This window comes from Embleya scabrispora DSM 41855 (assembly GCF_000372745.1).
GTDB lineage: Bacteria > Actinomycetota > Actinomycetes > Streptomycetales > Streptomycetaceae > Embleya > Embleya scabrispora.
On record NZ_KB889596.1, the window covers coordinates 133347 to 154501 of the forward strand.

Consider the following 21155-nt stretch of genomic DNA (forward strand, 5'->3'; position numbering starts at 1 on the left):
GACTACGGCGGACGTGCTCGCCTTGGCGCCTGTATTTCGGGGCCGAGACGCCGCTGTTTCATGGCCGAGTCCCGATTGTCGTCCGGTGTGGTCGGTCGGCGTACCGTGCGTGCCCGATCGTCGGTTTCCCGGCCGACGCGCGACGGCGCGAACAACTCGGCTCCATATCAACCCATTTGCCGTCGGCCACGGTGCTCCCGCGGACACGCGGGAGGCGCGCGGGACGTGCGTGTGTTCACTCGCACGGCGCAACAACCGGCGCGTCCGGACATCCGCCGGCCGACGATTGATCGATGACGTCGTCGCGGATGGAGCCTGCGGATCCCGGGCAGGCGCGGGCATGACCGCCGTACTGGTCGCCGCCGGCGCCTTCTTGATGACCCTGCTCGGCGGTTGGGTGGCGCAGCGTATCGGCGACCGCCGACACCTCGTACTCGGTTTCGCCGCCGGGCTGATGCTCGGAGTCGTCGCGTTCGACCTGCTGCCCGAGGCGCTGTCCGCGGCGGGCGACCGGCTGGGCGGCGTGCCGGAGGCGTTGCTGATGTTCGTCCTCGGCTTCCTGGTCCTGCACGTGGTCGAGCGCTCGGTGGCGATCCACCGGGGTCACGAGGGCGAGTACGCACCACACGCCCACCATCACGGCCCGACCATGGGCGCGGACGGGCGGGCGAAGGGCATCGGCCTGACCGCCGCCGTCGCGCTGGTGGGGCACAGCGTGATGGACGGCTTCGCGATCGGCGCGGCCTTCCAGGCCGGTACGACGGTGGGCACCACGGTCGCGATCGCGGTGGTCGCGCACGACTTCGCGGACGGCTTCAACACGTACACGGTCACCCGCATGTACGGCAACGACCGCCGCCGCGCCCTGGCCCTGCTGGGCGCGGATGCGCTGGCGCCGGTGACCGGCGCGGCCATCACGCTCGCGTTCACCATCCCGGAACAGGCCCTCGGCCTCTACCTGGGCTTCTTCGCCGGCTTCCTCCTCTACCTCGCCACCGCCGACATCCTCCCCGAGGCGCACAGCCCACACCCCTCGGGCTCGACCCTGCTGTGCACGATCGTGGGGGTGGGCTTCCTTTGGTGGGTCATCGCGCTGGCGCAGTAGGCAGGGGCGGGGCGGGCGGGGCCGGCCGGGGCGCGCCGCTGCCCCGGCCGTCGTTCAGCGCAGCAGCGGGCCGGTGCGCTCGATCAGGTCCCAGCGGTTGCCGTACAGATCTCGGAATACCGCGACGACGCCGTACTTCTCCCGCCGAGGCGGCTCCTCGAAGACCACGCCCGCGGCGAGCATCCGGGCGTGCTCGCGGGCGAAATCGTCGGTGTACAGGAACAGTCCGACCCGCCCGCCGGTCTGATCCCCCACCCGGGACCGCTGCTCGTCGTCCACGGCCCGGGCCAGCAGGACCGCCGCCTCGTTCGGCCCCGTACCGGGCGGCGCGACCACGACCCACCGCTTGCCGTCCGCCATCGGAGTGTCCTCGCGCAGGTCGAACCCGAGGGCGCGGGTGTAGAACGCGATGGCCTCGTCGTAATCCCGCACCACCACCGCCACCAGCCCGAGCCGGTTCATCGACCACTCCCGCCGGCCGCGACCGCCGAGCCGGCCGCGAGCGCGAGGCACAGCGGCGAGTAGGCCACGCGATCCAACCGCCGAAAGCGCGCGGAGGACGATCCCGGCGACGCGAGGTCCGTCCGCCCGGCAAGGCCGAGCACACCACGCAGACCCAGTACGCCGGCCACTCCGAACGCCCCCAGCCGAGCCACCGCGGGCCGACTCCTCGGCCGCCCCGCGACCAACAGCGCTGCCGTACCCAACGCACCGGCGACAACAAAGCACGCCACCGGCCCGGGCACACTCGACTGTCCGACCACCGCATCCGACAGCGATTCCCGATCGGGCAACGGCCACGACGACCCCAGCCCCCACGCAACATGCAGACCGGCGAGCGCGGTCAGACTCCCGACCGACATCCGCACGGCAACGCCCTCGATGCTCATGCGCCCAAGCTACCTTCACGCACCCACACACCCCCGGCACGGGTCGACGCCCACCCGGGGAGCCGGCACCGACGCCGCCACGTGGTGACGGGCTCGGATCCCTCCTCCGAATTCCGCTGTGGGCGGACCTCCTTGCCTTCCACCCACATCGGCGTAAGTTGAATTACATGATTACAACCAAGCAGGAAGCCGTACGAGGCTGGTTCACCGGACGCCTCCCCGAGGGGCTGTTCACCGCACTCGTCGACGTGACCGTCGACCGCGAGGAAATCACCGTCATCGGCCGCATCCCCGAGCCGGAACTCGCCGACGCCGTCTCGGCCGACGAGCGCGACGCGGCCCGCGACGGCCGAATCGCCGAATTCCGCGAACGCACCCGCGAGGACCGCATGGCCGTGGCCCGCGAAGCCGAGCGCCGCTTCGGCCGCAAGGTCTCCTGGGGCGTCGAATGCGGCAGCACCCGCGCCCTTTACACCACGGTCTCCGTACCGGTCATGACCCGCCTCCGCCAGCCCGAGCGTCAAGTCCTCGACACCCTGGTCGCCGGCGGCGTCGCCCGCAGCCGCAGCGACGCGCTGGCCTGGTGCGTACGCCTCGTCCAACGCAACACCGACACCTGGCTCACCGACCTCCGCGAGTCCCTCGAAACCGTCGAACGCATCCGCACCCAGGGCCCCGACACCACCACCCCCACCGCCTGACCCCACCCCGGGCCCGGGCCGACCCTCCCCACTCGCCGCGCCCGTCATGCCCGCACGCGCGGCCGAGCCATGCCCGGGGCACGGACACGGGCCCACCCGGGAGCCGCCGATGAGCAATGAGAGCGCCGATCTCAAACGAGAGCACTGCTCTTGACTCGGAGCAGCGAACGCAGAAGGATGCTCTCAGACGAGAGCGGTGCTCTCGCGGCAACGGGGGAGGCTCGCGTGATCGTGCTCTACTGGACCGCCATGGTGGCGTTGTTCCTGGCCGAGTTGGCAGTTGTCGGAGCCACCGGCTTCTGGGGGTTCACTCTCGATGCCGGTTGGCCGATCCGGATCCTGGTCGGACTGGCCGCGCCCGCGGTGATGATGCTCCTCTGGGGTCGGTTCGCCGCCGCCAACAATGCGGACGCGCTCACGGGCCTCCCGCGGATCCTCTTCGAGGTGGCGTGGTGGGGTACGGGCATCGCCGCGTTCGTCGCCGCCGGCCTCCTTCCCGGCGCGATCGGCGTCGCCGTCACCCGCCTTACCGGGCTCGCCGCCCAGCGCAGCAAGGCCCGCGCACAGCGCGGTGCGCGGACCTCCGACTGAGAATCGGTCGATGCGCTTCCCGTCCGACGACCGGGTCGCGCGCAGCCGGCGTCCTGCGACTCGGTGGGGTCAAGCGCACCGTTGTGCCTGTTGCCTTCGTGGAGCGGATCTGGACGAGGTCGCAGAGCTGGTTGGCCATCCACAGTCCCCGGCCACCGTCCTGATCGGGGGCGGGGCGGTGGCGGCCGGCGAGCGGGTCGACGATGTGGCCCGCGTCGTGGATCTCGCAGACGAACGAGGTTCCTCGGTCCAGACGGCGACCGTCCCGTGGCCGCCGCCGTGCACGATGCTGTTGCCCGCGATCTCGCCGATGCCGCGGAACACGCGTGCGCCGTTGCGCTCCGCCCAGTCCTGCCAGACCGGGATGATCCGAGCCGGGTTGCGGCCCACCCGCTCCATGTCGATCCAGGCCACCCGGTCGGCGTCGGCGCCCAGTTCGTCGCGCAGCGCGCCGGCCCGCGGTTCGATCACCGCGACGCCGACCGCCTCGTCGGCGGCCAGGCCGGCCCGAACGTAGCCCGCGGCGTGCTCGACGAATCCTCGATGCCCGCGTAGAGCAAGGCGTCGTGCCGGAACATCGTGGCACTCGTCATCCGGTCTTCACCTTCTCCGACACCGAGACCGGGTCCCGGGTCCACCCGGCGAGCCGAACGAGCACGCACGGTTCCCCGGATGCGCGGTGCGGGACCGGTACCGCTGCCCGTGCTCTGCCCGAACAGGGTCGAGCGCACGTGCACGCCGTTGGCGAGGCCGACCTCGCCGCACAGGCGTGTGCCCGGTGGCGGCGAGGTCCGCTCCCCCCGGAACACGCCGTCCGCACGGTCGCCGCCCATGCTCGTCCCTCCCCACGCTGCCGATCGTCCTCGCCAAGCTACCCAACACCAGCCTTCCGACACCGGTCACCACGGACGTCCCCGCAACCACAGGAGTGCACCCTGCGCCTGCGTCCGCCCGTCGCGCGTCAGCCCCTCCCTCCGGCGGAGCGACCAGGTACGGGATTCGTACCGGCGGTTCGGCCGTTACCGTTCCGTCCAATTTCGGCCATGTGATGTCCACCTGGCGCACCGTGGACCGCCGCTACCGTTGCCGGCATGATCCGCATCCCTCTTTCGTCCCTCGGAGTCGTCCGGTGATCGGTTGGTTCGAGGCCGTTGTACTCGGCTTGGTCCAGGGGCTCACCGAGTTCCTGCCGATCTCCTCCAGCGCACATCTGCGCATCGTGTCGGCGTTCGCCGGCTGGGAGGACCCGGGCTCGGCGTTCACCGCCGTGACCCAGATCGGGACGGAGACCGCCGTCCTGATCTACTTCCGCAAGGACATCGGCAAGATCATCGCGACCTGGGTGAAGTCGCTGTACACCCCGTCCCTGCGCGGCGAACTCGACGCGCGCATGGGCTGGTACATCATCGTCGGCACACTGCCGATCGCGGTCCTGGGCCTGGTGTTCCAGGACACCATCGAGACCACGTTCCGCGACCTGCGGCTGATCGGTACGACGCTGATCGTGTTCGGTCTGATCCTGCTGTTCGCGGACCGGATGGCGCTGAACAACCGAGGGATGGACAAGCTCAACGGCAAGGAGTCGTTGATCTACGGCTTCGCGCAATCGCTCGCACTGATTCCCGGCGTCTCGCGCTCGGGCGGTACGGTCACGGCGGGCCTGCTGATGGGATACCGGCGCGAGGTCGCCGCGCGGTACTCGTTCCTGCTGGCCATTCCGGCCGTACTGGCCTCCGGCGGCCTCGAGTTGTTCAAGATCGGCGAGGGGCCGGCGCCGGCGTGGGGGCCGACGATCCTGGCCACGGTGGTTGCCTTCGTGGTCGGCTACGCGGCGATCGCGTGGTTCCTGAAGTACATCAGCACGCACAGCTTCACGGTCTTCGTCGCCTACCGCGTGGCCCTGGGCCTGGTCGTCCTGGGCCTGGTGATCTTCGGTGCGCTGGAGCCGACGGCGGGAGCGGCCGAGTAGGTTTCCACTCTCGTTTCGGCGCCGCTCGGCCCGAACCGTTCCGACGGCACGACGCCCGCGCCCGCCGCGTACCCACGCACGGCGGACCCGGGCGTCGTGCCGTCACCCCGGCTCGGGCACCGGACGGGCTCGGGCACCAGGACGTGCGGCACGGGAGTATCGGCACACGCGGAACTGGCCTGTCCCTCAATCGGCACTCCCTCGGCGCTCACGCGTCGCCGAGCATGGCGAAGACGAAGGCCAGCCGGCGGTCGACCCAGGGCGCCAGGACGCGAACCGGCTGATGTCGTCCGTCCGTGGTCATCACCAGTTCGCCGGCGGCCTTCCAGCCGAGCACGCGTGGGCGGACCGGGCCGAGCGAACCGTCGTTGCCGGAGAGCAGGGTGTCGAAGGTGAGGCTGATCGCGGTGTCCGCCGTGTGCGCCGCCAACCTGCGCGGATCGGTCGTGGCGAAGAGGTTGCGGCCGACGATCTCGGGCCGGCCGGCCTGGTCGATCCGCCACGTGTGCTTGAGCAGACGACTGGCGGGCGGGATCCGGCGGATGGTGCCGACAAGTTCGCCGTCGGCGGCCCGGACCCGGTCGTGGCGTACGCCGTCGATCGTCTCGGCGGCGTCCACCGTGCACAGCAGGCTGCCGTCGGGCAGGTGGAGCGAGCGGCGGTCGTCGCCGGCGAACGCGCATGGGGTGAAGAAGCCGCCCGATCCGCCGCCGCGGAGGATGCGGATCCCGACCCGCGAACCGAGTGTGGACTTCGCGGCGGCTGTGGTGGAGGAAGGGGAGGAGGATGCGAGCGGGCCGTATGTGAACGCGGTCACGGCTTGCCAATCGGCCGGGTCCGCGGCGGATGCCGACTCGTCCGACTCATCCGATGCGGGCTTCGCGCCGCCCGAGGTCTTCGACTCGGGCTCGCGCGTGGCGGTCCTGTTCGAATCGGCCACGTGGCCCGGCTCCGGCAGCGACCCCGGTACCGGCGCCTCCGCGTCCGGCCCCGCTGTCGCGGTCGGTTCCGCTTCCGGACGCGCCCTACCCCTGCCGAACACCATCCGAGCCCCGTTCTTCCCCGTCACGACACGTGGATGGGCGCGGAGGCGGGCGGGTGGAGGTCGTCCGCGCAGACCCAGCCGTCCGGGCGATCGCACCACCCTGCCCGTACGCCTGCGCGCCGGTACGTGTCCGACCGTATCGGGCGGGCTCAGTCCTCCTCGAACCCGGCACACACCGCCTTGCGTCCGCTGCTGCGCAGTTCCACCTTGAACCGGTGGGTGAGCGCGGCGACCACGAGCAGGCCGCGGCCGGCCTCGGCGTCCTCCAGTACCTCGACGGGAGACGGCAACGAACACGGCAGGCAGTCGAGCACCTCCACCCACAGGACCCGGCCGTGCAACGACGCGGAGACCTCGTAATCCCCGTAGTCCCCGGCATGTTCGACGGCGTTCGAGGCCAGCTCGGAGGTGACCCGTACCGGGTCGTCGGACTCGAAGCCGACCCGCTCGCAGAAGCGCCGCACGTGTGCGCGGGCGGCGGAGACGGTTTGCGGTTTCGACACGAGCCGTACGGTCGCGCGCGTTCTGGACACGGTGGTGGCCACGTCTCCCCCTCCAGTCGGTCGGGCTGCTGAGAGCACCGTGATCGAATACACCCTGGAAACGGGCCCGAACTGCGATTATCGGTCGCCGAACGTCCGCGATCCGGTAGAACCGCGGCAAGATCGATGGACCACTTGGAAGTTACCGAATCCGAGCGCCTTCCGGGCGGATCGCTTGGCAAAGAAAACCGCGAATGGGACCGGACAACCCGCGCGTATGACAACAACCAACCATCCGAGTCCGGCAGTTCGCCGAACCCGCAGGTCACAGCCACCCTACCGACGACACGACGGGAGCGGGCGGCACTGCGACGGTGGCGAAATCGCGGGTCGGGTCGGGCGTGCCGGACGGGCGCGAACAGGCGCGGAAGGGCGCGTGGCCGGCAGGCCGAGCGGCGCGCGGGGGCGTGAAGACGCGCTTCAGCGCGCGGAGATGCCGGCCTCGGCGCCACGCCGCCACCCGACCCGCCCTCGGTCAGAACCGCACCGACCGTTCGATCGACTCGATCTCACCGAATCGTTCGGTGGCGCTGCTCGGCGCCGAGGACAACATGTAGATCGGTACCGCCCCGGTATCGATGACCGTGACCCGGAGCCGGAACGGCGCCACGTTCTTGTCCTCGGGGGTGCACTCGATGTCCATCAGCCACGCGTTGCGGCCGTCGAGTCGGGCCGCCTCGCTGGAGCGGACCGAGTCCTGGGCCTTGGCCGGGTAGATCAGTTCCAGCTGGGTCCGGCCCACGGTCTCGGCCATCTCCGGCATCGAGCGCGGCTTGGACACGTACACCTTGGTGTCCACCACGCCGACCATGAACGTCCCGAGCGGATTCTTCGGGTCGGCGGTCGGCCCGGCCGTGGGGTTGGCGGTGGGGTTGGCCGCGGGGTTGGCGGTCTTGGGGTCGACCGTGGAGGCGACGGAGGAGTACAGGCCGATCACGGCGTCCGGCGGCTTGGGGTACCAGCCCTGGGGCAGCACGTACGAGATGTGCGCCTTGGGGTCGCGGATCTCGCCGGGCCGGGCCGAGTGCGTGGGCGACGGCGTCGCGGACGGCTCGGCCTTGGCGTCCTTGTCCTCGGCGGGGCCGCACGCGCCGACGGCTATCAGTGCGGCGACGGTCATCCCCAGTACCGCGCGCCTCATCCCTCGATCTCCACGTCGCCCGCCTCGACTGCGGCGCGGTAGGCCGCCTCGACCTCGCTCTTGTCCGCGCCCTCGCGGTCGAGCAGGTGCGCGTACAGCAGGCGCGAGCCGTCGATACCCGAGTCGAGCGCCCGCCGGATGTGCTCGCGCGCGGCGTCGATCCGGCCCGCGTCGAGTTCGGCGTCGCCGAGGTCGACCAGCGCGTCCTCCTGGCCCGCCTCGACCGCACGGGTCAGCCACGCGATGCCGTCGTCGACCGCGTCGCCGTTGAGCAACAACCGGCCGAGGTTGGCCATCGCGAACTCGTCGCCGGCCTCGGCCGCCGGGCGCAGCAGCGCCTCCGCCTCGGCGGCGCGGTCGAAGTCCTGGAGGAAGGCGGCGAAGTCGTTCGGCGCGTCGGGGTCGCCGGCTTCGAGCGCGGAGACGTACCAGCGCTCGGCCGCCTCGGGCTCGTCCAGCGCGTCGGCCAGCAGGTTGGCGATCGGCAGGGCCCACTGCGTCTCGCCGAGCCGATGCCGCTCGATCAGCAGGTCGACGGCGGCGTCCGGCCGGCCGGTGACCTCGAGCAGTTCGCTGAGCGCGTCCACCGCCTCGGCGTCCCCCTCCGCCAGCGCCTCGCGCAGGATCGCCTCGGCGGTCTCGTCACCTCCCGCGAACATCAACTCGCCGGCCTTGCGCCGAGCCTCGGGCACGCCGGAGTCGGCGGCATCGAGATAGAGCTTGACGGCGGCGTCCATGCGCCCCTCGCGCATTGCTTGGTCGGCTTGGGCGAGGTGGTCAGTGCCGGACATGGTCCTGCTTTCGGATCGCGGAGCGTAGACCCACGAGCCTGCCACATCCCGCACCGATCCCCGCGCCCGCCACGAGCCGCGGGACGCGCTTGGGGCGGGGCGCGGGCGTGGTTGTGGCCGTCGGCGCCGTCGGCGCGGGCGCGGCCGTCGGCGCGGGGCGCGGATGCGGTCCGTGGGCATGGACGCAGGCGTCGGCGCGGGCGCGGTGGCCGTGGAGGAAGCGCCGGGCCGAGGGACGCGATGCCGAGGAGCGCCCAGGTGTGCACAGCAAGCAAGGACCGGGACCCGAGCGACTCGGCCACCGAACCGGAGCGGGTGGCCCAAGTGCCGAGGAGGGCCACCGAACCCGCCCACGCGGCAACGCCACCCGCTCCGGCCGGCCGTGTCGCCGACGCGCGCCGCGCCGACGATTCGCCACCGTTCGCCTCCGCGTGAGCGCGCGACAAATGCCCGCCCAGGCGGCACCCCGATGTGATGGGGTGAACGAATGAACGTGACCGCGACCGTGACCTCCCTGGCCTACCGCACCGACCTGATGCTGCTCACCCTCCAAGGCAGCCACATCGAGAAGCGCGACGATTACCTGGTCGTCCGGAGCCCGGCCAACCCCACCTTCCACTGGGGCAACTTCCTCCTCTTGGCCACGCCGCCGGCCCCGGGCACGGCCGCCGCCCGGATCGACGCCTTCCGCCGCGAATTCCCCGACGCGGCCCACGTCGCCCTCGGCGTCGACGGTACGACCGGCGCAGCCGGCGACCCGACCGACCTGGCCGCCGCCGGCCTGTCCGTCGAACGCAGCACCGTCCTGACCGCGACAACGCTCGACGCGCCCGCGCGCCCCAACACCACCGCAACCGTCCGCGTCGCCGAATCCGACGACGACTGGGCCCAGGCCGTGGCCCTCAGCGAGGCCACCAACCCCGGTTTCGACCCCGCCGACCACCACGCCTTCACCACGCGCCGCATCGCCGGCTTCCGCGACCTCCAAGCCCGCGGCCACGGAGCCTGGTTCGGCGCCTTCGAAGGCAACCAACTCCGCGCCGGCCTGGGCCTGTTCACCGACGGCCAGGGCCTCGCCCGCTACCAAACCGTCGCCACCCACCCGGCCCACCGCAACCAGGGCCTGGCCTCAACCCTGGTCCACACCGCAGCCCGACACGCCCAAGCCCACTGGTCCACCGAAACCCTGGTAATCGTCGCCGACCCCACCTACCTGGCCATCAACCTCTACCGAGCCCTCGGCTTCACCGACTCGGAAACCCAAATCCAACTCGACCGGCTTTCGTTCGGGACGTCCTCAGGTGCGTAGCCACGCGTAAGCGAGGGGTTCCGGTTGCCTGCGGAACTCGGGCGCAATGTATTCCCCGCCCCACCCGCGCGTCCCAACAGCGCACCGGACCGGTCTACGCGGTTGAATGCGAAGAGCCAATGAATGTCGCCCGGATTCTCGCGCCTCGGGCGCAACCGGCGGTCTTCGGGGGAACGGTGATCGTCGGTGGTGTCGGGCCTATCAGGCGCGGTCGTGGAGAGTGACCTGGTAGCCGTCGGGGTCGGCGAAGGTGAATGTCCGCCCGAAGGGGCCGTCGATCGGTGCGGAGACGATGGTGTGACCGTCGGCGACGAGAGCATCGTGGATGGCCTGGACGTCGGTGGCGTGGAGCCAGATCGCGGCACCGATGCCGGGCTGGGCAACGGATGCGAGATCGGTGCCGGGAACGACGTCGCGGAGTGCGAACGCGATCGGCTTCGTCTCGAAGACGACGGCGTGCGGAGGCCCGGCCTGCGAGCGGACGAGGCCGAGGTACTGCTCGTAGAACGCCTGCGAAGCGTCGAGGTCGCGCGCCTGGAGCGAAATGAAGTCGGGGCCGGTGGCGGGCACGATGATGCTCCTTCTCTTCGTGTCAGATTCCTGACACGGATCAATGTATGTCAGAATCCTGACATGAGTCAAAACCGTGTCGGCGTCGACCTGGACAAATCACTGGGCTACCTGCTGAAAGAGGCTTCGAGCGCCCTGCGCGCAGCCATGGAGGAGGTGCTGCGGCCGCTCGGCATGAGCGTGACGCACTACTCCTGCCTCGAGCTGCTGGCTCAACGGCCGGGCTTGTCGAACTCCGAGCTCGCGCGGGGCGCGTTCGTGACACGGCAGACGATGAACGTGCTGCTCCAGGCCCTGGAACGAGAGGGCTACGTGACCAGGCCCGCGGAGGCACCCGTCGGGAAGGTTCTTCCCGCGCGGCTCACGCCTCGCGGCCGACGGAGCCTGGAGAAGGCGACCGTAGCGGTCCGGTCCGTCGAGGTCGGAATGCTGGCCGGCATGACCGAGACCGAGCAGTCGGACGCTTTCCGGATCCTGCGGAGCATGATCCATTCCCTGCGCGATGGCAACGACGGGGCATAGCTCGTTCCCTGGCGCACGTCCCACCGCGCCCGGACGGGAGTGCAGTCGAGCGTGAATCACCGCACCGAAGGTTTGCGCCTTGGTCGGGCGGCCGGAGTCGGGGAACCCGATCGGCGTGCGTGTTTTGCGGGTCGGCGTGGGGGCGGGCTGTGAGCATGGTCGGCATGGAGAATTGGCTTCCCCGGCATCCGGGGGACGACGCGTTGGAACGGGCGTCCGTGGTAGGCGAGTTGCCCGCAGTCGAGGGGCCCGCGCGCCGGTTGGCGGAGGCGCTGCTCGGATGGCACAACGCAGCGCCCGGAGCGGCGGAACGGGCGTACGAGGTGCGGGTCGTGGTGGCGCCGGCCGCGCCGGCGGACCGGGAGCTGTGTTGGCGACTCGAGATCGCGCCGGAGCGGGTGGAACGGTTGATCGCGTTGTTGCGACGGGATACCGAGGCGCTGTTCGCGGCGCGCGAGTGAGGCTTCGGGCCCGAGGCGGCGGGCGCCCGGCTCGGGCGCCGCTCGCTTGCCGCGACCCCGTCGACCGCGGCAGAAGCGCTTATGGCCGAGCGAACCCGATCGCCGCCTCGCCCGTGTACATCAGGAAGGTCAGCGTTTCCTGGAAGTACAGGCGCACGTTGTCCTCGTCGTGCGACAGGTAGCCGATCGACAGGTCCTGCCCCAGTCGCAGCTCGTAGTCGCCGCCTCGGGTGGACAGCACGAACGCGCCGTCGATCGCGGGCGCCCAGATCGGCTCGCCGCCCAGGATCCGGGTCAGGTGCTGCCGGATCGGGTAGCCGTGATCGGCCGCCTCGTTGACCGCGGTGTATGCCTCCGACCCCAGCACCAACTGGTATGCGCCGTTGACGCCCGCCAGGCGCAGTTCGGTGAGCGCGCGGCTGACCGCGTCGGGGTAGTCCCGCACGTCCGCCGGCAGCGTCACCGGCGCGTTGGTGGACGCCGCCCTGATGCCCTCGATCGAGGCCGCCGCATAGCCCTCGAAGATCAACCGGTCCTCGGTGAACGCCATCTTGCGCGCGGCGTCCTTGACCGGCTGCCAGTCCGCGTCCTTGGCACCGCGCTCGACCGCGTCGACCGCGCCGCGGGCCACGGTGAACGGCACGCGCAGTTCGATCAACGGACGGAAGTCCCGGCTGCGCGCCCGCACTCCGTCGGCCGGCGGCGCGAGGTCGGTCAGGTGACCGGTCCCCACTCCGGCCGTCTCGCTGCCGTCCGGACCTTCCACGTCCACGACCCGGCGGCCCGCGACGTGCCGCTTGAAGGTTCGTCTGGCCTCGTCCTCCAGGTCCGTCCAGGCGGCGTCGGAGATGGGGGCGAGTTCCCGGTGCAGGTTGTTCATGGAGTGGCGCTCCTGTTTCATTCGAGGTCGATACGGCGGTACACGAGGTGGCGTTGGTCGAATGGCGGGGTGGAGTCGGACCGGCGAGGCTAGGCGGGGCCCGACTCGGTATCGGAAACCGACTCGGCACCGGCACCGGCCGCCGCACCGAGGCCGCCGATGCCGAGCGATCCGTCGGCGGAGTGCGCGGCGGCGGGAACGGCCGGGGACGCGAGCCCGGCCGGGGTCCGCGCGGGCAGCCGTACCGGCTCCGGTTTCTCAGGCTCCGCCACACCACCCGAACCGCCCGAACCGACCGACGCCGCGCGTGCTTCGGTCGGGGCTTCCGGCAGGTCCGCCAGGAAATTCGCAGTCGGCACGAAGAACAACCCACCCGTGATCGCCGTCGAGAAGTCCAGGATCCGGTCGTAGGTGCCCGCGGGCTTGCCGATGAACATGTTCCGCAACATCTGTTCGGTGACGCTCGGGGTGCCGGAGTAGCCGATGAAGTAGGTGCCGAACTCGCCCCTGCCGACCGTCCCGAACGGCATGTTGTCGCGCAGGATGTCGCGCTCGGTACCGTCCGGATCGGTGATCGTGTTCAACGCGACGTGCGAGTCGATCGGCTTGATCTCGTCGGGCAGTTCGAGGTCGGAGAGCTTGGTCCGACCGATCACCCTCTCCTGCTCCTCCACCGGCAGCGCGTTCCACGCGCGCATGTCGTGCAGGTACTTCTGCACGATCACATAGCCGGCGCCGGCGAAGTCCGGGTCGTCCTCGGCTGTGATCGTGATCGCCGCGAGCGCGTCCTGCCCTTCCGGGTTCTCCGTACCGTCGACGAAGCCCATCAGGTCGCGCTGGTCGAAGTACTTGAAACCGTGCACCTCGTCGACCACCGTCGCCGCGCCGGCCAGTCGATCCGTGATCACGGAGGCCAACTCGAAGCACAGGTCCATCGTCCCCGCCCGCAGGTGCAGGAGCAGGTCGCCCGGCGTGGACACCGCGCGGTGCTTGGCGCCCACCAACTCCCGGAACGGGTGCAGTTCCGCCGGGCGCGGCCCCGCGAACAACCGGTCCCACGCGTGCGAACCGATGCCGACCACGCACCGCAGGTCGCCGTCCGGGATCCGGAAGCCCACCGATCGGCGCAGTCCGGCCAGGTCGGCCAGGAAGTCCCGCACGGTGTCCTCGGCCTCGGCGCCGGCGTCGATGGTCAGGACGACGAACATCGCCGTCTTGGCCGGCGGGCCCAGGATCGCTTGTGGCTGGGGCGGAGCGGCTTTCCGCGGCTGGGTCATGATGCGTGGCTCCTCGCCGATGGTGACGGGTGACGGCTGACGGCTGACGGCTGACGGCTGACGGCTGACGGCTGACGGCTGACGGGCCGATGATCGGCGGCCCCGGCGGCAGGCCCTGATGGGCTCGCGGGTCCGTCCGGTGATCAGGCTGCCGAGCCCGGTGGCGCCGGTGGTGCCCGTGATGTCGGTGGAGGTGAGCGCACCCATCCGCGCCGCCCACGCCCCGAGTTCGCTGTGTATGGGCCCGCGATCGTCATGCGGGCCGACGGGTCGACTGCCCGCTCGGGCTCGGTGTCGAGTCGGACGTACCGGTCGGTGGGCACGACGAAGCCCCGTACGCGCATGCCGCACCGGGCCGCGATGTCGCCGTCACTCACCACCCACTGCACCATCGACCGATCATGTGGCCGGCAAACCTGATCCGGCCGAGCCTTTACCGCCGCGATGATCTCGCCGTCCGTTGCGCGAGTGGCGGCGACGGGGCGGTTGTAGCCTTCGCGAACGGGGTCGAGTGGATGGGGCAGCGAGTACTTGGGGGCGGGAATGCAGTGGGATTTCACTCGGACGCGGCTGCGTGAGGGGTACGCGATCGCCGACGTGGACGCGTTCCTGGCGTTGGTGCGCAGCAGCCTGGACGGCACGGCCGCGGTACCGCTGACGCCGGCTCGGGTGCGCGAGCAACGGTTCGCCACCGTGCGGCTGCGCACGGGCTACGACGAGGACGAGGTCGACGCCGCACTCGACGAGATCGAGGCCCGACTCGCAGCCCGCGGCGGGGCGTGGGGCTCGGGTGGGCCACGGGGGCTCGGACGCGAGACGTGACCGGGAGGCGGGCGAACCACGGGCGTGGACGCGAGGGGTAACCGGGGCGCCGACGGCCCATGGGGGGGCGAACGCGAAAACGGGCCGAGGCACGAACGCGGACGTGGGGATCAGCCCTTACCGTGCACCCGTGTGGTCGCCGGCTGGACCGATGTCGAGCCGGCGGCTGGGCTGTTCCGGCTCGGAGTGGGTCGCGCGGTGGCGTGCGAGTTTGCCCTGCCATCCGGGAAGCATTTCCGCGAGTGGCAGCAGGTTGCCGTTGGCGTTGGCTTCGGCGAGGGCATCCTGATACTCCTCCTCGAAATCCATCCGCAAGTCGTCGGGCAGCTCGGCGCGCAGCTCGGCGGGCGTCGCGTGTTCGGGGCCGCCGAAGCCGATGGTGCGCTGTGGCCAGCGGGGGTCGGTGGTCTCGTCCATGGGAACAGCGTGGCACCGCGGCGGTGGTCGTCGGTAACCGGCGCCCTCGGGTGGTGCACGCGACCGAGCGCGCGCCCCGCGGCTCCGGAGACCACCGCGACGAAGTGAAGGATCCGGTCGCTCGGTTCCGGCCCGGCAGCCGCTGGGTGCGTCGATGCTACGGCCGGTCAGTCGATCGGTGTCGCTCCGTGGCCCTCGGCGATCGAGTCGATCCACCGGGCCAGCACGAAGTCGCGGTCCGTCAGCTTGTTGCCGGCGTCGTGCGTGGTGATCGAGAACCGAATTCGCTGCCACGTGATGTGGATGTCGGGGTGGTGCCGGATCTCCCGGGCTTTGGCGCCGACGTACATCGCCAGGTGCAAGGTCTCGTGGTACGCCTGCGTGTAGGTCCGCTCGATCGCGTCCCCGACTCGTTGCCAGCCGGGCAGTTCGGCGAGAAGCTTGGTGATCTGGTCGTCGGTCAGTGGCGTGAGTGCCATGTCCACCCCCATGTCGTCAGAGGCCGATCGTAGCCAGCAGCTCGCCGAGGTCGCGCCCGTATGCGTGGTCGGACCAGGGCTGCATCCGGGTGCGGAGCATCGCCAACTCCCCACGGGTGCGCGCGGATCCGGTGCTGGTGCCGACCAGCGTCGCCCGCCCGGCGAGGTACAGGGCGCGCTCGGGCTCGCCGGCTGCTGCGGCAACGGCAGCGTGCCGAGCCTGGAATACGGCAACGTCCCGGCGGTGTGTGTCGGGCATCGCGGCGAGCACCCGTGTCCAGACGCGGTCGGCCTCGCGGATGGCGTCGGGGTCGTGCATGCGGCCGTAGCAGGTGGCGCGTTGGACGTCGATGTATCCGGGGGTGCGGCGGCAGGCGTCGCCCCAGGGTAGGTCGTCGTCGATTCGCTCGACGAGTTGCTGGGCTTCACCGAGAAGGGCGTCGACGCCTGCGCGGTCGCCTGCGAGGGATCGGCCGTGCGCGCCGTGGACGGAGGCGATCACGCGGACCTTCGGGGCGAGGGCTCGCGGGTCGGCGAGGGCCGCGTCCGCGAGGTCGACAGCGCCGGAACCATCCCCTATATCGACGCAGAGGGACGCCTTGTTCGCGAGGGCGTACCCGACGAGCTGGTGGTCGCGGGATCGGTGGGCCATGTCGAGGGTGATGTCGCGCCACCGGATCGAGGAGGCATGGTCGCCGGCGTCCTGGTGGAGCCAGCCGAGGAGCGCGGCGTAGGCGGCGCCGACCCGCAAAAGGTCGCGCCGGAGTTCGCCCGCCGCCTGCGTGGACAGTTCGCAGATGAGCTGGTGCTGGGCGGTGACCGTGGCGACGAGCTGGTGTGGGCCCAGCAGCATGTCCGCCCAGTAGTGGCCCTGGAGTTGCTCGCGGAAATAATGGACGAGCGCGGGGTCGACGGGCCGGCGTGATGCCGGCGCGCGCTGGGGCGGGGGGCGGCGCGAATGTGGACGCGGTGCCGGTGATGGCGGCGGCACCAGCGATGAAGTCCCTGCGGAGCACAGTGGTCCTGTCTGGGGCGGCGATGGATAGCTGCTCCAGACTCAGCGACGACAGCGCCGGCGGCGGTCGATTGTCCGCTTCAGCGGCTTGTCTGTCCGCTTCGTCGGCCAGGCGCCAGGCCCGGACGAGGACGCCGCCGGTGTCGAGTGCGGCGTCCAGACGCGCGGCGAGATCCCCGTCGCAGCGTCGCTCCGCCTTCTCGATCTTGCCGATCAGATCGCCGCTGACGTGCACCGATGCACCAATGGCGTCCTGCGTGAGCCGAGCGCGCTTGCGCCAGTGCCGCAGTTCGGCACCGAGGTGATGCCGTGGCGATCGGGAGCCGTCGAGGGGGCGGAGGGGGTACGGCATGTCGGCCTCGTCCTCGTGAAGCGGACAACCCCGGCGTCCGGATCAGACCGTGGACATCGAAGGGGTAGTCCCCGCTGAATGGTCACAAGCTGGTTCCCAGTACACACCCTCGGTGATCTGCGTCGGGGGCGCACGACGGAATGGAGGCGGTCCCTGTGCCACGGAGCGAGATCCTCGTCCAGGTAAGCGTCACCGATTCGGGTGACTCGGAGCGTCCACACCGCGTCTCGCTGCCCGGCCGGCCCGATCTGGACGTGTCGCGCGCCGAGTTGACCGTGCTCGTGCACGAGGCCCGGATGTGCCTGGTGCGCACGGCGCCGCCGACAGGGATCGGCCGCATCTCGAACTCGGGCGGCTGACCACCGCCCGTCGCCGCCCGCCTCCATCCCCGCGGGCGGCTCCGGCCCGGCGGCGAATGTGCGCGTCGCCGGCCCGGCCCCGGTCGTCCGTCGTGAACAGCGGGCGACCCGGCCCGGCGGTGACCGCGACGCCGCCGGGCCCACCCCCCTCGCCCGGCCTGGTGCCCGATGACCCCCGCACACCGGCCCGGGCGAAACCACCACCCACATCCTCCGGAGACCCCATGTCCAGCACACCCCCGTGGTCGATCGGCGACCACCTCTGGCGCAAGCTCGGCCCCCGCAACCACCACCTCGGCACCATCACCGAGATCTGGCACGACGGCACCCGGTGGATGGTCGAATACGAACACGGAATCCGAACCACCGAGACGGTGACCGCACCCGCCGACGAGATGTACGAGGGCGGCCCGCCCACACGGCCGGTATGACAACCGCCCCCAAACCAAGCGGTGCCACACCGGCGGGGCCGGCCACACCAACACGCTGAGCCTTGACCAACACCCATCAACCTTGACGGACGGATAAGGCAGATCAGCGGGGGTGCGAGCCGGGTTCATCCCGATCAGGACCCTTGACACCCCCAAATGTCCCTCATAAGGTCCAGATCATTCTTTGGCAGGAACAGACGAAGACCACCTGTCGGTGGCTTCGCTGTGCCCTCCTACGCGTTAGCGCTCGCGTGTCGCCGACCGGTCCTTCCTTTTTCCGAGGACGGGTACATGGCACAGCAGCAGAGCGTCAGAGGCGTCAAGGACGTCGTCGCGCTCATCGACCGACTGGGGAGAATCTCCGGTCGGGCCAAGGTCATCTGGTTCCTCGTGTTCGGGGGCCTTTTCCTCGACGCGTACTCCAACGCCGCGCTCGGCGCCGGGCTCGCCCCGATGACGAAGCAGATGGACCTGAGCACTACGCAGGTTTCCATCCTCACCGCCACCGCGCCAGCGCTCGCAATCCTGTTCAACCCGATCGGCGGGTGGCTGGCCACCCGGATCGGGCGGGTGCCCCCACTGCTGATGGCCAAGCTGTTCGCGCTGGCCGGCGCGGTGATCGCGGCCACCGCGGACGACTTCACCGTGGTGTGGATCGGCCGAGTCCTGGTCGGCATGGCCTACGGCGTCGACTTCGCGGTGGCGATGGCGCTGCTCGCCGAGTACACCCCCAAGTCGCTGCGCGGGCGGCTCAATCTGTGGCAGGGCATCTGGTACATCGCCACCACCGGCAACCTGCTGCTCACCCTGATCTGCTTCAAGTTCGACGTCGGCGCGGACATCTGGCGCTGGTCGGTCGGCTCGGCCGGGGTGATCGCGCTGTCCCTGTTCCTGCTCCAGTGGGCCTTCCTCGTGGAGAGCCCCACCTGGCTGGCCACCAAGGGTCGCTTGGAGGATGCGGTGCGCAACCTGCACCGGATCTACGGGATCGAGGCCGTCGCCGCCAAGTCGGCCGCCGCCGGAGCCGTGCGCGACGACGCGGACGCGGACGAGGTGCCGCCGAACGTGGGCATGAAGCAGGCCGGGATCCTGTTCCGCGGCAAGTATCTGCCCCGCACCCTGCTGTCCTCGGCCATCTCGCTCTGCCAGTCCATGCAGTACTTCGCGGTCGGCTGGTACCTGCCGGTGATCAGCCTGGCGATCTTCGGCAACAGCTTCGAGAAGGCCACCATCGGCTCGATGGTGTTCAACGCCTTCGGCATCGTCGGCGGCATCCTCTCCGCGTACTTCGCCCGCAGGCTCGGCCTGCGGATCAGTTCGGCGCTCGGCTTCGGCGGCGTGTTCGTGATGCTGGTCGGGATGGGCCTGACCTTCGACCGGGTGCCGACCTGGATCGCGTTCATCCTCCCGGCGCTGTTCATCTTCTGTCACTCGGCCGGCCCGGGCGCGAACGGCAAGTCGATCGCCGCGCTGTCCTACCGCAGTGAGGTGCGCACGCTGGGCACCGGCATCACCGGGATGATCGGCAGCTTCGGCAGCGTGGCGGGGCTGTACCTGTTCCCGCAGATCAAGGACGGCATCGGCCTGGACAAGACGTTCCTGGTCCTGGCGATCGTCCCGCTGCTGGGCCTGCTCACCTGCGTGGCGATCAAGTGGGACCCGACCCGGGCCGTCTCGCCCGACGAGGACCCGGACGTGCCGATGCTCACCGAACAACCCGCGAATCCGGCGAATCCCGCGAATCCCGCGCTGGTCACCCGCTGACGGAGACCTCCCGCGAAAGACTCACGCGGAGCTTGGAATCGGATTATTCGGACCGAAAGGGCTGTGATGACGAAGACGTTGCACGCTCCCGGACGGCGCCTCGGCATCCTGTCCGTGGACGAGGGCACCACGGGGACCCGGGCCGGAGTCGTGCTGGACTCCGGGACGGTGGGCCACGTGGCGTACCGGCAGATCGCGGTGCGGCATCCCGACGAACACTCGGTCGAACAGGACCCGGTGGAGATCTGGACGGCCACGTTGACCGTCTGTCGCGAGGCGCTGGCCTGGGCGCGCGCGAACGACGTCGAGATCACCGCACTCGCGCTGTCCACCCAGCGGGCCACCGCGATGTTGTGGGATCGGCGCACCGGCCGGCCGCTGGTGCCGGCCTGTGTGTGGCAGGACCGGCGGTACGCCCGGGACCTGCTCGCCTACGAGGCCGAGTGGGACGAGCGGCTCACCGCCCGGCTCGGTCGGCCGGTGGGCAGCAGGGCGCCGTTCCTGTGGGCCGCCCGGCAGATCGCCGAGCAGCCCGAGGTGGCCGCGGCCCACGCGGCCGGGACGCTGCTGTTCGGCACCGTGGACACCTGGCTGGCCTGGAAGTTCACCGGCGGGGCCGCGCACGCCGTCTCGGCGAGCAACGCCGGTTCGGTCGGCGCCTACCTGCTCCGCGAACACGCCTGGGATCGCGAGTGGATCGGGCAACTGGGTTGTCCACTCGACCTGTTGCCCGATCTGTTCGCCGACGACGACCTCGGCTACGGCCGCATCGATCCCGAACTCCTGGGTGTGGACCTGCCGTTGGCTGCGGTCATGGGCGACCAGCACGCGGCGCTGATCGCGCTGGGCGGGCTGGCCGCCGGGCAGGGGATGTGCGTGTACGGCACCGGCACGTTCGTGGACGCGGCCACCGGGGACACCCCCGCGCTGCCGATCCCGGGCGTGACCGGTGTCCTGGCCCAGCCCGGTTGGCGCCAGGGCGAGACCACGCACTTCAGCCTGGAGGCGTACTGCTCCACCACCGGGTCCGCACTGCGCTGGTTGTGTGACGACCTGGGCTTCTTCGCCTCACCCGCGGAGATCGGCGAACTCGCCGCCCGGGCGCGGGGGCAGGTCGGGTCGGGTCGGCGCGAGTGGTTCGTGCCCGCGCTGGCCGGTATCCGCACCCCCGCGTGGCGGCCCGAGGCGCAGGCCGCGCTCAGCGGCCTGACCCTGGCCACCACCCGGGCCGATGTGGCCCGCGCCGTGTTGGACGGGATCGCGCACTCCGTATGCGACCTGATCGACGGCGTCGCCGAGACCATGCGCGCGCCGTTCGGGCGGTTGCGAGTGGGCGGCGGCGTGGCCGGCAGCGACACGCTGATGCAGATCCAGGCGGACATCGTCGGCCTGCCGCTGGAGCGCGCCGCGGACTCGGCGACCGCGAGCCTGCGCGGCACCGCCTATCTGGCCGGCGTCCGCGAGGGCCTGTGGTCCTCGCTCGAAGAGGTGGTCGAGGCGCAACCGCGCGGCCGGGTCTTCGCACCGACCACCACCCCCGAACAACGCGAGGAACAGCGGGCCGCGTGGCGGACCGTGCTCGCGCCGCACCTCGACTGAGGCGCGGGCCCGCGCCATTCGGCCGGCCGCGCGACCACCCGCGGCGCGGTCGGCCCGAGGCCACCCGCCCGAGGCCACCCGAGACCCGGGCGGCCGACCCGGGTGGCCGCCCCCGGGCCATTC

25 protein-coding genes and 3 pseudogenes are annotated in these 21155 nt (G+C 70.9%); 13 read left to right on the forward strand and 15 right to left on the reverse strand.

Going from position 1 to position 21155, the window contains the following annotated elements; genetic code table 11:
* The first annotated feature begins 340 nt into the window (after window positions 1-340).
* Complete coding sequence (locus tag A3IC_RS0110200; protein ID WP_020549958.1) at window positions 341-1105, forward strand: ZIP family metal transporter; 765 nt, start codon at window positions 341-343, stop codon at window positions 1103-1105.
* 54 nt (window positions 1106-1159) lie between these two features.
* Here A3IC_RS0110200 and A3IC_RS0110205 read toward each other — a convergent pair whose 3' ends face one another.
* The gene (locus tag A3IC_RS0110205; RefSeq protein ID WP_020549959.1) at window positions 1160-1567 is read right to left on the reverse strand and encodes a VOC family protein; all 408 of its coding nucleotides are present in this window, start codon (window positions 1565-1567) and stop codon (window positions 1160-1162) included.
* On the reverse strand, window positions 1564-1995 hold the full coding sequence (locus tag A3IC_RS0110210; RefSeq protein ID WP_205354091.1) for a DUF3995 domain-containing protein: 432 nt from the start codon (window positions 1993-1995) through the stop codon (window positions 1564-1566). The genes A3IC_RS0110205 and A3IC_RS0110210 overlap by 4 nt, the downstream gene beginning before the upstream one ends.
* A 167-nt stretch (window positions 1996-2162) precedes the next feature.
* Between A3IC_RS0110210 and A3IC_RS0110215 the strand changes: the two genes are divergently transcribed.
* Both A3IC_RS0110215 and A3IC_RS53515 read left to right on the forward strand, forming a co-directional pair.
* Window positions 2163-2696: a hypothetical protein gene (locus tag A3IC_RS0110215; protein ID WP_020549961.1), complete on the forward strand. Its 534-nt coding sequence runs from the start codon at window positions 2163-2165 to the stop codon at window positions 2694-2696.
* 225 nt (window positions 2697-2921) lie between these two features.
* A complete protein-coding gene (locus A3IC_RS53515; RefSeq protein ID WP_020549962.1) occupies window positions 2922-3287 on the forward strand; it encodes a YrdB family protein in 366 nt (121 codons plus the stop codon).
* Here the strand turns inward: A3IC_RS53515 and A3IC_RS72975 are convergent.
* Together A3IC_RS72975 and A3IC_RS73420 are read right to left on the reverse strand one after the other, a co-directional pair.
* Window positions 3223-3696 carry an ATP-binding protein gene (locus A3IC_RS72975; protein ID WP_425387325.1) on the reverse strand — a complete coding sequence of 158 codons (474 nt, stop codon included), beginning with the start codon at window positions 3694-3696 and terminating at the stop codon, window positions 3223-3225. The genes A3IC_RS53515 and A3IC_RS72975 overlap by 65 nt on opposite strands.
* Window positions 3648-3788 (reverse strand): annotated as a pseudogene (locus A3IC_RS73420) (sensor histidine kinase); the annotation flags it as partial. The gene A3IC_RS72975 and the pseudogene A3IC_RS73420, both read right to left, overlap by 49 nt.
* A gap of 631 nt (window positions 3789-4419) precedes the next feature.
* Here A3IC_RS73420 and A3IC_RS0110235 point away from each other — a divergent pair.
* Window positions 4420-5256 carry an undecaprenyl-diphosphate phosphatase gene (locus A3IC_RS0110235; protein ID WP_026218091.1) on the forward strand — a complete coding sequence of 279 codons (837 nt, stop codon included), beginning with the start codon at window positions 4420-4422 and terminating at the stop codon, window positions 5254-5256.
* Between the two features lie 208 nt (window positions 5257-5464).
* Here the strand turns inward: A3IC_RS0110235 and A3IC_RS62055 are convergent, their stop codons facing one another.
* The 4 genes from A3IC_RS62055 to A3IC_RS68480 all read right to left on the reverse strand — a co-directional run bounded on the left by A3IC_RS62055 (window position 5465) and on the right by A3IC_RS68480 (window position 8775).
* Complete coding sequence (locus tag A3IC_RS62055) at window positions 5465-6073, reverse strand: hypothetical protein (protein ID WP_158695882.1); 609 nt, start codon at window positions 6071-6073, stop codon at window positions 5465-5467.
* A gap of 377 nt (window positions 6074-6450) precedes the next feature.
* The gene (locus tag A3IC_RS62060; protein WP_158695883.1) at window positions 6451-6804 is read right to left on the reverse strand and encodes an ATP-binding protein; all 354 of its coding nucleotides are present in this window, start codon (window positions 6802-6804) and stop codon (window positions 6451-6453) included.
* Between the two features lie 514 nt (window positions 6805-7318).
* Window positions 7319-7984, reverse strand: a complete 666-nt coding sequence (locus A3IC_RS68475) for a hypothetical protein (RefSeq protein ID WP_158695884.1) — start codon at window positions 7982-7984, stop codon at window positions 7319-7321.
* Entirely contained in the window at window positions 7981-8775 is a 795-nt protein-coding gene (locus A3IC_RS68480; RefSeq protein WP_158695885.1) for a tetratricopeptide repeat protein, read from the reverse strand. The genes A3IC_RS68475 and A3IC_RS68480 overlap by 4 nt, the downstream gene beginning before the upstream one ends.
* A gap of 258 nt (window positions 8776-9033) precedes the next feature.
* On the opposite strand from A3IC_RS68480, the gene A3IC_RS68485 reads away from it, so the two are divergent.
* A complete protein-coding gene (locus tag A3IC_RS68485) occupies window positions 9034-9210 on the forward strand; it encodes a hypothetical protein (protein WP_158695886.1) in 177 nt (58 codons plus the stop codon).
* A 52-nt stretch (window positions 9211-9262) separates the two neighbouring features.
* On the forward strand, window positions 9263-10084 hold the full coding sequence (locus A3IC_RS72445; RefSeq protein ID WP_020549969.1) for a GNAT family N-acetyltransferase: 822 nt from the start codon (window positions 9263-9265) through the stop codon (window positions 10082-10084).
* Between the two features lie 201 nt (window positions 10085-10285).
* Here the strand turns inward: A3IC_RS72445 and A3IC_RS0110265 are convergent, their stop codons facing one another.
* Window positions 10286-10654 carry a VOC family protein gene (locus A3IC_RS0110265; protein ID WP_020549970.1) on the reverse strand — a complete coding sequence of 123 codons (369 nt, stop codon included), beginning with the start codon at window positions 10652-10654 and terminating at the stop codon, window positions 10286-10288.
* Between the two features lie 63 nt (window positions 10655-10717).
* On the opposite strand from A3IC_RS0110265, the gene A3IC_RS0110270 reads away from it, so the two are divergent.
* The gene (locus A3IC_RS0110270) at window positions 10718-11176 is read left to right on the forward strand and encodes a MarR family winged helix-turn-helix transcriptional regulator (protein ID WP_026218093.1); all 459 of its coding nucleotides are present in this window, start codon (window positions 10718-10720) and stop codon (window positions 11174-11176) included.
* A gap of 164 nt (window positions 11177-11340) precedes the next feature.
* Window positions 11341-11637, forward strand: a complete 297-nt coding sequence (locus tag A3IC_RS53530) for a hypothetical protein (RefSeq protein WP_158695887.1) — start codon at window positions 11341-11343, stop codon at window positions 11635-11637.
* A 79-nt stretch (window positions 11638-11716) separates the two neighbouring features.
* Here the strand turns inward: A3IC_RS53530 and A3IC_RS0110280 are convergent, their stop codons facing one another.
* Window positions 11717-12517: a family 1 encapsulin nanocompartment shell protein gene (locus tag A3IC_RS0110280; RefSeq protein ID WP_020549973.1), complete on the reverse strand. Its 801-nt coding sequence runs from the start codon at window positions 12515-12517 to the stop codon at window positions 11717-11719.
* Between the two features lie 89 nt (window positions 12518-12606).
* On the reverse strand, window positions 12607-13794 hold the full coding sequence (locus tag A3IC_RS53535) for a Dyp-type peroxidase (RefSeq protein WP_079026364.1): 1188 nt from the start codon (window positions 13792-13794) through the stop codon (window positions 12607-12609).
* A gap of 630 nt (window positions 13795-14424) precedes the next feature.
* Between A3IC_RS53535 and A3IC_RS70750 the strand changes: the two are divergent.
* Window positions 14425-14556, forward strand: a pseudogene (locus A3IC_RS70750) (DivIVA domain-containing protein); the annotation flags it as partial.
* 177 nt (window positions 14557-14733) lie between these two features.
* On the opposite strand, the gene A3IC_RS0110295 reads toward A3IC_RS70750, so the two are convergent.
* The 4 genes and pseudogenes from A3IC_RS0110295 to A3IC_RS73425 form a co-directional block, all read right to left on the reverse strand.
* The gene (locus tag A3IC_RS0110295; protein WP_020549976.1) at window positions 14734-15033 is read right to left on the reverse strand and encodes a DUF6247 family protein; all 300 of its coding nucleotides are present in this window, start codon (window positions 15031-15033) and stop codon (window positions 14734-14736) included.
* 167 nt (window positions 15034-15200) lie between these two features.
* A complete protein-coding gene (locus A3IC_RS0110300; protein WP_026218094.1) occupies window positions 15201-15512 on the reverse strand; it encodes a 4a-hydroxytetrahydrobiopterin dehydratase in 312 nt (103 codons plus the stop codon).
* A 16-nt stretch (window positions 15513-15528) separates the two neighbouring features.
* Window positions 15529-16503 carry an NsdA family TPR-like regulatory protein gene (locus tag A3IC_RS70755; protein WP_483782873.1) on the reverse strand — a complete coding sequence of 325 codons (975 nt, stop codon included), beginning with the start codon at window positions 16501-16503 and terminating at the stop codon, window positions 15529-15531.
* Window positions 16504-16654: 151 nt separating this feature from the next.
* Window positions 16655-16879: pseudogene (locus A3IC_RS73425) on the reverse strand (helix-turn-helix domain-containing protein); the annotation flags it as partial.
* Between the two features lie 155 nt (window positions 16880-17034).
* Between A3IC_RS73425 and A3IC_RS0110310 the strand changes: the two are divergent.
* The 4 genes from A3IC_RS0110310 to A3IC_RS0110325 all read left to right on the forward strand — a co-directional run bounded on the left by A3IC_RS0110310 (window position 17035) and on the right by A3IC_RS0110325 (window position 21032).
* A complete protein-coding gene (locus A3IC_RS0110310; RefSeq protein WP_158695890.1) occupies window positions 17035-17238 on the forward strand; it encodes a hypothetical protein in 204 nt (67 codons plus the stop codon).
* Window positions 17239-17462: 224 nt separating this feature from the next.
* Window positions 17463-17669, forward strand: coding sequence for a hypothetical protein (locus A3IC_RS0110315; protein WP_020549980.1), 207 nt, complete (start codon window positions 17463-17465; stop codon window positions 17667-17669).
* 291 nt (window positions 17670-17960) lie between these two features.
* On the forward strand, window positions 17961-19433 hold the full coding sequence (locus A3IC_RS0110320; protein WP_020549981.1) for an MFS transporter: 1473 nt from the start codon (window positions 17961-17963) through the stop codon (window positions 19431-19433).
* Between the two features lie 66 nt (window positions 19434-19499).
* On the forward strand, window positions 19500-21032 hold the full coding sequence (locus A3IC_RS0110325; RefSeq protein WP_020549982.1) for an FGGY family carbohydrate kinase: 1533 nt from the start codon (window positions 19500-19502) through the stop codon (window positions 21030-21032).
* Window positions 21033-21155 lie beyond the last annotated feature (123 nt).